5 protein-coding genes are annotated in these 9,358 nt (G+C 68.9%); 3 read left to right on the top strand and 2 right to left on the bottom strand.

Annotation, left to right across the window (positions count from 1 at the left end; genetic code table 11):
* Window positions 1–981: 981 nt before the first annotated feature.
* Both ACFC8N_RS45365 and ACFC8N_RS45370 read right to left on the bottom strand, forming a co-directional pair.
* Window positions 982–2,115, bottom strand: a complete 1,134-nt coding sequence (locus tag ACFC8N_RS45365; RefSeq protein WP_376295513.1) for a nitric oxide synthase oxygenase — start codon at window positions 2,113–2,115, stop codon at window positions 982–984.
* 108 nt (window positions 2,116–2,223) lie between these two features.
* Window positions 2,224–3,366 (bottom strand): globin domain-containing protein, encoded by a 1,143-nt coding sequence (locus ACFC8N_RS45370; protein ID WP_356037634.1) that lies wholly within the window; start codon window positions 3,364–3,366, stop codon window positions 2,224–2,226.
* 1,112 nt (window positions 3,367–4,478) lie between these two features.
* Between ACFC8N_RS45370 and ACFC8N_RS45375 the strand changes: the two genes are divergently transcribed.
* The 3 genes from ACFC8N_RS45375 (at window position 4,479) to ACFC8N_RS45385 (ending at window position 9,169) form a co-directional block, all read left to right on the top strand.
* Window positions 4,479–5,567 carry a hypothetical protein gene (locus ACFC8N_RS45375; RefSeq protein ID WP_376295514.1) on the top strand — a complete coding sequence of 363 codons (1,089 nt, stop codon included), beginning with the start codon at window positions 4,479–4,481 and terminating at the stop codon, window positions 5,565–5,567.
* An 89-nt stretch (window positions 5,568–5,656) separates the two neighbouring features.
* Window positions 5,657–6,466 (top strand): alpha/beta hydrolase, encoded by an 810-nt coding sequence (locus ACFC8N_RS45380; protein WP_376295557.1) that lies wholly within the window; start codon window positions 5,657–5,659, stop codon window positions 6,464–6,466.
* A gap of 936 nt (window positions 6,467–7,402) precedes the next feature.
* Window positions 7,403–9,169: an asparagine synthetase B family protein gene (locus ACFC8N_RS45385; protein ID WP_376295515.1), complete on the top strand. Its 1,767-nt coding sequence runs from the start codon at window positions 7,403–7,405 to the stop codon at window positions 9,167–9,169.
* Window positions 9,170–9,358 lie beyond the last annotated feature (189 nt).

Below are 9,358 nucleotides of genomic sequence, written 5' to 3' on the forward strand. Positions count from 1 at the left end.
AGGTGATGCCGGTGACGGCGAGTGCCGCGGCGGCTCCGGCTGTGGCGGTCACCATGGTGGAACGAGCGAGCTTCATGTCGCTTCTCCTGTCTGTTCTCACGGAGATGTCGGCTCGTCAGCCGACTGCGACTAAACGTACTCATGGCTGTCATATCAGTCATATCGGGAGTGTGTGGCAGAGGGCCGATCGGGGTATCTGCAGCCCTGTCTGCCCCTCCGTCGGGATGTCAAGTGACCAGAGAAGGAAGGCAGATTGAATGACTATTAGTCCTTCCGGTTGATCTGCTGACGCTTGCTCACCCCAGGCCCCCCGCGTGTCGCTCTGAAATCCGTGCGTTGAACCGTGTTAATGGAACGGCTGGCCGAAGATGGCCCGGCAGGAGTCGCGCAGTGGCGACGAGTCAGCTGTCGCGCGACGCCGACCGCGAGCCCGCGCCCTGATGGAGTTCACCCGGCATCGAGGCGCTGCACTCCGGCCTGACCGGTCCCGGTGTGACGGAGCGGTGCAGTTGGCGAGTGAGCGGTGCGGTTGGCGGGTCCTAGAGGACCTCAGAGGCGGCGACTCGCGGCCGGCGAGATCGCAGCCAGATTCGCGATCAGCGCGCCATCTATGAGGGATCATGAGGCTGCCGCGGCTGTCCAGCGTCGTGGAACACCGGCTTCTGGTGAACTGTCGAGTCGCACCGGTTGCCGCGGCACGCTGCTTCCGGCGAGGTGTTGGCTCAACGCCTGAGCCGGAGGACGCCTCGTCCCCCGGCGTACACGGTCGCACGTCGCCCTGGCGGCAGAGGACGGCGGCACCCGAATGGATGTCACCGTCGAGCTGTCCGCACGACCTGCGAGGCAGCGAGCTCTTCGTCGATGGCGCCGAGGCTTCCCGTTTCTTCCGCAGCGGGGTGATGGGCTATTCGGCCACCAGCTCTGGCCGTCGCCTGGACGGCATGGAACGGCTGACCAACGCCACCTGGATCAGACGCTCCCTCAGGCCGTGCCGTAGGGGCATCCTGTCGGCACTCCTGTGGTCCGGTGTACGAAGGCCGGCCGCAGGTCGGGATCCTCGGGGTCGTAGTAGTGGTGGAACACCGCGGTCGCGCCTCCGGACAGGGGCGGGACGATCCAGCTCCAGTCGGTCGGTACCGGGCGCCCGTGCCGCCTCTCGCGGTCCACGTGGGCGAGGAACCGCCGCGACTCCGTGTGGTGGTCGGCCATGCTCACCCCCGCCTGCTCGTAGGAATGCAGGACGGCCAGGTTGAGCTCGACCAGGGCGCGGTCGCGCCACAGGGTGCGCTCGTTGCGGGTGTCGAGGCCGAACAGTTCGGCGACGGCGGGCAGCAGGTTGTATCGGTCGGTGTCGGCGAGGTTGCGCGAGCCGATCTCCGTGCCCATGTACCAGCCGTTGAAGGGCGCGGCCGGGTACGTGACCCCGCCGATCTCCAGCGACATGTCGCTGACGGCCGGTACCGAGTACCAGCGCAGACCGAGGTCGGCGAATCCGGGATGGTGCGGATGCGTCAACGGCACCTCCAGCACGGCGTCCTCGGGCACCTCGTAGAACTCCGGGGCCAGGCCGGAAGCGGGCTGGACCAGCAGCGGCAGCACCTCGAAGGGGGTCTCGCCGCCCTTCCAGCCCAAGTCCCTGGCCAGCGCCACCCGGTGGGCACTGCGCGGGTCGTCCGCGTAGCGCACCAACTGCTCACCCAGCAGCCTGGCGGCGGGACGGCCGGGGCGATCGGGGGCGAAGACGCTGATGACCGGCCGGATACGGCCTCCGTTGGTCGCGATCCGCAGATGCTCGAAGCACTCACTGGCGATGTCGTCGGGATGCGTGACGTGCCGCAGGTCCCGCACGATCAGGTTGTTCCAGTAGAGCCGGCCTATGCAGCGCGCCGCGTTGCGCCAGGCCACCCGCGCGCCGAACGCCACCTCCGCCGGAGTGTGTTCGTACGTGCCGAAGCGGTCCACCTGCGCGGTGACCTCCGCGAGCCGTCGGCGCGGATCGCCGTCGCCCGGGTTCTCGGCGGCGTACTGGCGGATGAACACCTCGGCGGCCGCCAGAACGGCCTCCTGCGCCGGTGGGCGGCGCCGAGCTGAATAGGGCGAAGGGGGGAGCTGCACTGGATTGTCTCCTGCTCGGGGTCTGGCACTCATACCGGTCCGGCGGGCGGGCGCGGCAAGCGGGTGGCAGCACGGCCGGGGCCGGGTCGGCCGGGTCGGGCCGGGCGCTCAGTCCTCGGGCGGTTCCCGCAACTGCCGGGGCAGCAACGAGGCCTCAAGCGCGGGCACGTCGAAGGGGTCGAAATGGATCCGCTCCGGCGGGATACCCTGCCGGGCCAGGGTGGCTCTGGCCTGCGTGACCATGTCCACCGGCCCGGAGAGGAACGCCTCGTGCCGGTACCACGGCCCGAACTCCTTCAGCACCCGAGGCAGGGTGCCCTCCAGCCCCGCAATACGCTCGTGCGACACCGCGGCCCGCACCGAGAGCCAGTGGTGCCGCTGGGACATCCTGAGCATGTCGTCCAGGCCGTAGAGCTCCTCAGCGGTCCGCGCGCCGACGAAGACGTCGACGTAGCGCTCTGTCCCGGTGCGGGCCGCGTCCTCGACCAGGGCCTTGATGGGGGCCATGCCCGTCCCGCCGGCCACGCACACCAGGTCCCGCTCGGTGCGCGGGTCGAGCGTCATGTCACCCTGAGTGGGTCCGAGCCGCACCACGTCACCGGGCTTGGCGCTGTAGACCAGGCCCTGACTGACCTGGCCCTGGGCGATCGCACGCACGTGGAAGGTCACGGTGTTGTCCGGTCGCGGTGCGTGCGCGGGCGAGTAGTAGCGCCACGCCTTGGGGTGCCAGGGCGTCTCCACGCTCGCGTACTGGCCTGCCGTGTACGGGTAGGGCGCGTCGGGCCGCACGGTGATCTCCGCGATGCCATGGCCGCGGTGCAGGTGGTGGATGATCTCCGCCTCCCACACCGCGGGCGCCGTGCGGGCGTCCTCCCTCGCGGCGTGCATCATCACCTGCGCGACGACGTCGTATCCGTGCGTCCATGCGGCGGCCAGCTCCGGGCTCCACGCCGGGCCGGCGTAGCGGGCCAGGGAGGTGAGCAGGCACTCGCCCACCGCGGGGTAGTGGCCGTCGAGCGCCCCGAACTTGCGGTGGTCGCGGCCCAGCCTGCCGCAGAACCGGATCAGGTTCTCCGGGTCGTCGACGAGGTCGACGATCTGCAGCAGGCCGCGCAGCAGCCGGTCGCGCTGGACGTCCAGATTGTCGGGGAAGAGCCCGCGCACCTCGGGGTGGCGTGCGAACAGAATGGCGTAGAAATACACCGTCATGTCCGCTGCGTACGGACCGACCACGGCCACGCTCGCGCGCATCAGGGCGATTTCCTCCGCGGTCAGCGGCACGAGGTCGGGCAGCGGACTCGGCGTCGGGGGTGAAGGAGTGGACGGAGGCTCTGCTGATTCCGGTGACTGCGCCGCGGCATCCGCTGCGTCACGGCGTTCTCGCGACGCACGGGAGAATATCACCGGGCGCCTCCCGCTTCATATTGAATCGTCATCACCATGAGGGAAATTCAGTTTCAGGGCAGTGGGGAGCGGGGACCGCCGCTACCAGCGCAATCGGTCGCGGCTGCCGGGGACAGGCCGATGGCCGGCACAGGGTTGCGCTGTGCCGGATGCCCACCCAGCACCCAGAAAGGGTCCGCCATTCGGCTGTGACGCCGTCACGATACGACGCCACGGATCAACTCGGCCGCGCGCGGGCGACTTGGGAACGGACGGGGCGGAACTCCCTGGGGCGTCCTGCCGTTCGGTGGTGATCGGCAGGAACGCATTCACCCTAATGCACAATCTTCACCCGTCAACCGGAGGATAGGCACGACCTCGCCGCCACTCGCGTGCCTTCGCCCCGCAAGCTTGCCTGTAACGCGCGCGTTCGGCGCCGAGCAGGGGGAATTGATGCGGAATCGACCGGAGGAAGCGTGTGGAACCGGCCGGAAACAGACCTCCGGCGCGGCGGACGGGCAACTCCCGGTAATCCTTTCCCATTTCTGCTGGTGAGGCGTCGAGCTCGCCCCGAATTGCCACGTGAAACCAGTCGGTTTCGGTAGCTGCTGCGGATTCACAAGGCATGGCTCATGACAGCGTAATACCAGGTGAATTCAACGAGCTGAACGTGATCTCTGTCGGTAAATCCGGATATCCGGGGCACTTCGTCGGGCTTCGCGAGGCTCGATCACGAGCTCGATCGCGAGCTCGACCGGGTGGTGCGGCGTCGGCTGGGGCAGGGCGCGGCGTGGGTGGGGAGCGCGCAGACGAGGGGCCGGAGCCGTTCGTAGACTGATCGTGGGGTCTCGCCGGTTGAGCTCTGCGGTGATGGGAATGCGGCGAGGTGAAACGGGCGCGGGGAACCACGCCTCCGCCCTGTGTACACGCACCCGCGCACCAAGCTGATCATCCACCTCCTTGAGCGCGAAGATAGGCCCATGGAATACATCGTCGCCGCGGGAGGGGTACTGGTCCTGGCGCTGGTCCTGACCAGCATCCTGCGCACGCTCGTGGTACCCCGAGGCCTCTACTCCGCGCTGGTGTTCCGCCTGTGGTGGACACTGCGCAGACTTCTGCGGCTCAAAGCCCTCCGCGGCGGCTACGACGCGATCGACCGCGCCCAGACCTGGCTCGCCCCGCTGATGCTCATCGGCATGCTCGCCAGCTGGCTCGCCGGTGCGCTCCTCGGCTTCGGCCTCCTGCTGTACTCGCTGTCCCCGCTGTCCTGGACCACCGCGTTCCGGGAGGCCGGGTCCAGCCTGTTCACGCTCGGTTTCGCCAGTGGAGCAAGGCTGAAACTGTCGGTGCTCGACTTCGTCGCCGCAGCCACCGGCCCCGTTCTGATCGCCCTGCAGATCGCCTACCTGCCCACCCTCTACGCCGCCTACAACCGTCGCGAATTGGAGGTCACCCTGCTCCAGGCACGGGCCGGCGAGCCCGCCTGGGGGCCGGAGATCCTCGCCCGGCAGTGGCTGGTCGACACCGAGACCGCCCTGCCGGCGCTGTACCGGGCCTGGGAGCGGCTCGCCGCGGACATGGGCGAGAGCCACTCCACGTACCCCATCTTGCTGACCTTCCGGTCGCCGCGTCCGCACCGCAGCTGGCTGGTCGGGCTTGTCGCGGTGATGGACGCGGCGGCGATGCAGCTGGCGCTGGACCCCCGGCTCGCCCCGCCGGAGGCCCGGCTGGTGCTGCGGGCCGGCTTCACCGCTCTGCGTGACATCGCCCGCGCGCTGCGCATCCCTTTCGACATCGACCCGTCGCCGGATGCGACGATCCGGCTCACCTTCGCCGAGTTCGACGCGGCCGTGGACATGCTGGAGTTGGCCGGCTTCCGGGCCGAACGCCCGCCGAAGGAGGCGTGGCCGCACTTTCAGGGCTGGCGGGTCAACTACGAGGCGATCGCCTATGAGCTGTGCCGCCGCTGCGACGCCGTACCCGCGTTGTGGACCGGCCCCCGCGACTTTCCCGGCGGCCCGATCCCGCCCGCGCGCCCGGCGGACCGACGGCCTCGCGGCCTGGCGTAGGACGGCCGGGACCGCCCCTCGCCACCGGCGGTCCCCGGCCTGTGGCGGGAGGTTCCCAATGGCGGACTGAAGCACCCACTGGCTTCCCCATGGAGAGGCCAGTCCGTGAGACATGGCTGCTAAACCCCTTTGGGAGGGTTCGTGATCTCTCCCAGGTTGGCCCGCGTGATGAGCGAGGTGCCCTACCAGTCACGTCCCGCAGGTTCTGGGTTCACGTGCCCGCCCAGTACGACCCCGCACAGCCGGCGTCGCTGATGGTGTTCCAGGACGGACGGTGGTACCTGGACCCCCAAGGAGAGGTCCGTGGCGCGATCGTCCTGGACAACCTCGTCCATCGCGGCGACATCCCGGTCACCATCGGGGTGTTCGTCGACCCCGGCGTCTTCCCCGACGCCGAGGACCCGAAGAATCGCAACACCGAGTACGACGCGTTCGACGACCGGTACGTCAGTTTCCTCCTGGACGAGATCATCCCCGAGGTCACGCGGCGGTACACGATCGCAGAGGACCCTGATCGGTGGGGCATCTGCGGTGGCAGCAGCGGCGGCAACTGCGCCTTTACGGCAGCGTGGCTGCGCCCGGACACGTTCCGCCGTGTCATCGGGTACCTGTCCAGCTTCACGCAGATGCCAGGTGGCAACCCGTACCCCGAACTGATCCCCGGCGTTCCCCGCAAGCCACTGCGCGTCTTCCTGCAGGCGGGCCATCGTGATCTGCGCTGGAACGAGCCCGAAGCGAACTGGCTCGCCGACAACTTGCGTGTCGCGGCCGCGCTCGCGGAAGCCGGTTACGACTTCCGCCTAGTCCTGGGCGACGGCGGCCACAGCCCCAACCACGGTGGGGTCCTGCTCCCTGATGCCTTGCGCTGGTTGTGGCGGTCGGGTGATCCCCCGGACTAGCCGGTCGGCTGGTTCGGGGCTGCGTCGTAGCGGTGCCGGTCTCGGATCTGGGCTCAAGGCCTCGATGACCCGGTCGATCCCGCGAGCTTGTCGTTCAGGATCCGGACCTCCTGGGCGAGTGTCCGAACGAGCCGGGCGATCACAGCCTCACCTGGGGCGGTTGGTGGACCGGGTGCGGTCACGGACGAGATCGTCGCGGCGGTTCGTCAGGAGCCGGAGCTCGATGACGGCCACGTCGCCGGGCGGCCATGTCCACGGCACCGGGGCTCAGCGGTACGAAGCCGCCCCAGTCGGGATCGATCTGCCAGACATCACCGGCGGGCCCTTCAGGATCAGCCGGATGAAGTTGCCGCAGCCCTGCTCGGCCGGCATGAGCGTGCCCCGGGTCATGGCCGGTACTCCGTCGGCAGATCGATGCCGGTCTCAGTGGCGGCTGTGATGCTGACGACGAAGACGTCGGGAGTGCCACGCCCTTTTACCGGAGTTGGCCTCGGAAGATGGCGATCTGCGTTTGCGGTAGGAAAATTGGAGTAGGAAAACAAGACATCGTGGTGGCGTGAAAGTAAACGGCGGTGGGCCGTTGGGGGATTCCGGGGGCGTGGGCATCCTTGCTGGACAGGGCAGTGGGCGGTGTTTCCCGGGCTTCGGCCCGTCGGTGCTCTCCCGGAGCTTGTCGAGGGTGTTCCCGTTCCGGGACCGGTCGGTGAAATGGATCACAGACGTGCGGCGGCGGCGCTCACTAAGATCACGATTGTCGAACGTTCGGCTCCGGTTCCCTGGCCTCTTCGGTCCCCATGAGACGCCACGCAACTTGAGCCATGTGTTCAAGCGTCGACATCCCTGCACTGCCTGAACGTAAGGAAAAGTGTGTCCGGTATTGCCGGTTGGCTCGATCGACGCCGGGATTTAAGGTCTTTCGGCTTGACGGTCGAGCAGATGGCTTCCGATCTCGTCGTCCGTGGCCGCGCAGGCGGCACAGTATGGCAGGAACGACAAGTCGCCCTGATCCAGAGGGACTCGGCGCAGGCCCCGCAGCCACCGCGGTCCCCGCAGTCCTGGCGGGCCGCGGTCGTCACCGATGACCTCGGTGACACCCTCGCCGTCGCGGTGTGCGACGGACATGTGCTGCCCCCCAGCGACCTCGATTTCCCGACGACCGGTTCGGACATGCCGGTCACCGGTGGCAGCACAGCGGCGCGCGCCGTGCTCAAGGCCTACCTGCGGTGGGGCCGTTCCGCCCCGGCTCATCTGGACGGGACGTTCGCCTTCGCCGTCTGGGACGTCCGCACCGGAGAACTGCTCCTCGGCCGCGACCGGTTGGGTGTGAAGCCCCTGAGCTACGCGCTCACCCCCGAAGGGGTCGTGTTCGCCTCCGACGTGGCCACCGTCGTGCGCCATCCGATGGTGCGGGCCGAGCTCGACGGGGCTGGACTGGGTGCCGTCCTCACGCAGTTGCGCAGCCCCGGTCAGGGCGTACTGCGCAGTGTGCGCGAGGTGCGGGCCGGTCATACCCTCTGCATCGCGGCGGAGGGCCGTACCGAGGAGCCGTACTGGCGCCTGGAGGCCCGCCCCCACGAACTCGACCTCGACAGCACCGTGAAGCACCTCAGGGATCTGCTGGAGGACGCGGTGGCCAGGGTCGAGCCCGGCGAGAGAGCAGCCGTGCTGCTGTCGGGCGGGCTCGACTCCAGCGTGCTGACGGGTCTTGTCGCCTCCGGCGGCCGCAGCGCGCCGCAGACCTTCACCGTCCTGTTCGGCGACACGTCCGCGCCCGTCCCGGACCGGCCGTACGCCGAGGAGGTGGTCCGGCTGTGGGGATGCGACCACCGGGAAGTCGCGGTCCGGCCCGATGAGTTGCTGGACCCGGTGACCCTGGCGGAGGTGCTCGCCGCGAAGGATCAGCCGACACCGTTCGGCGACAAGAACATCACCCCCTATCTCTTCAGCGGGCACGTGGCGCGGCATGCGCGGGTCGTGCTCAGCGGGGAGGGCGCGGACGCGCTGTTCGGGGGCCTGGGCGGTGCCATCGACGAGGGCCGGGTCCTCACCTCCTTCCCGTGGATCGAGCGGTCGCGGCGGTTCGGGATGCCGTACGGCATCGGCACCGGGCTCTTCGACCGAGCGCTCCTGGACGACGTCGACGTCGACGGTCATGTCGACCGCATGTTCCGTGAAGCACTCGACGAGGTTCCCCATCTGCCGGGCGCGGCTCCGGTCGACCGGCTCGCGCGTCAGGTGGACTACCTCACCGTCACCCGGCTGCTGGAGCAGACGGTGCTCCACTCCGAGCGGCTGAGTACCGCGGCCGGCCTGGAGGTGCGGTTCCCCTTCACCGACCACCGCCTGCTCTCCGTACTGTTCAACGTGCCGGCGGCGATGAAGTCCTTCGACGGCAGGGAGAAGAGCCTGCTGCGCACGCTGGGACGGGACGTGGTCCCGCCGTCGGTGCTCACCCGGGCCAAGGTCCCCTACCCGATCACCTACGACCCCCACTACAAGGCCGGACTGGTCGGCAGGCTGCGGGATCTCCTCGACGACACCACCGCGCCCGCACGTCCGCTCGTCGACCTGCCGGCGATCCGTCGTACGACCGAGGACCCGGCACTGCTCGACCGCGGAGGCTGGCTGGGCCGCGCCGATGCCGAGATGGTGCTCCAACTCGACGACTGGATGCGGCGCTTGAACGTACGGGCGCGGGTGTAGCCGGCCGTAGAGGACAGTCGGCGGGCGTCCTGAGCGCCCACGCCCGGCCCCCTTCCTGCCGGAAGTCCCTCCTGCCCGAACCTCTCTTCCCCGAACCCTTCATTCTTCTCCACCTCCCACCGCCACGCTCGCCCACCCCTGCTCACACACAGGGTGACTTGGCATGCCCCAATCACGGGCACCGACCTC

Source organism: Streptomyces sp. NPDC055966 (assembly GCF_042269865.1).
Taxonomy (GTDB): Bacteria; Actinomycetota; Actinomycetes; order Streptomycetales; family Streptomycetaceae; genus Streptomyces.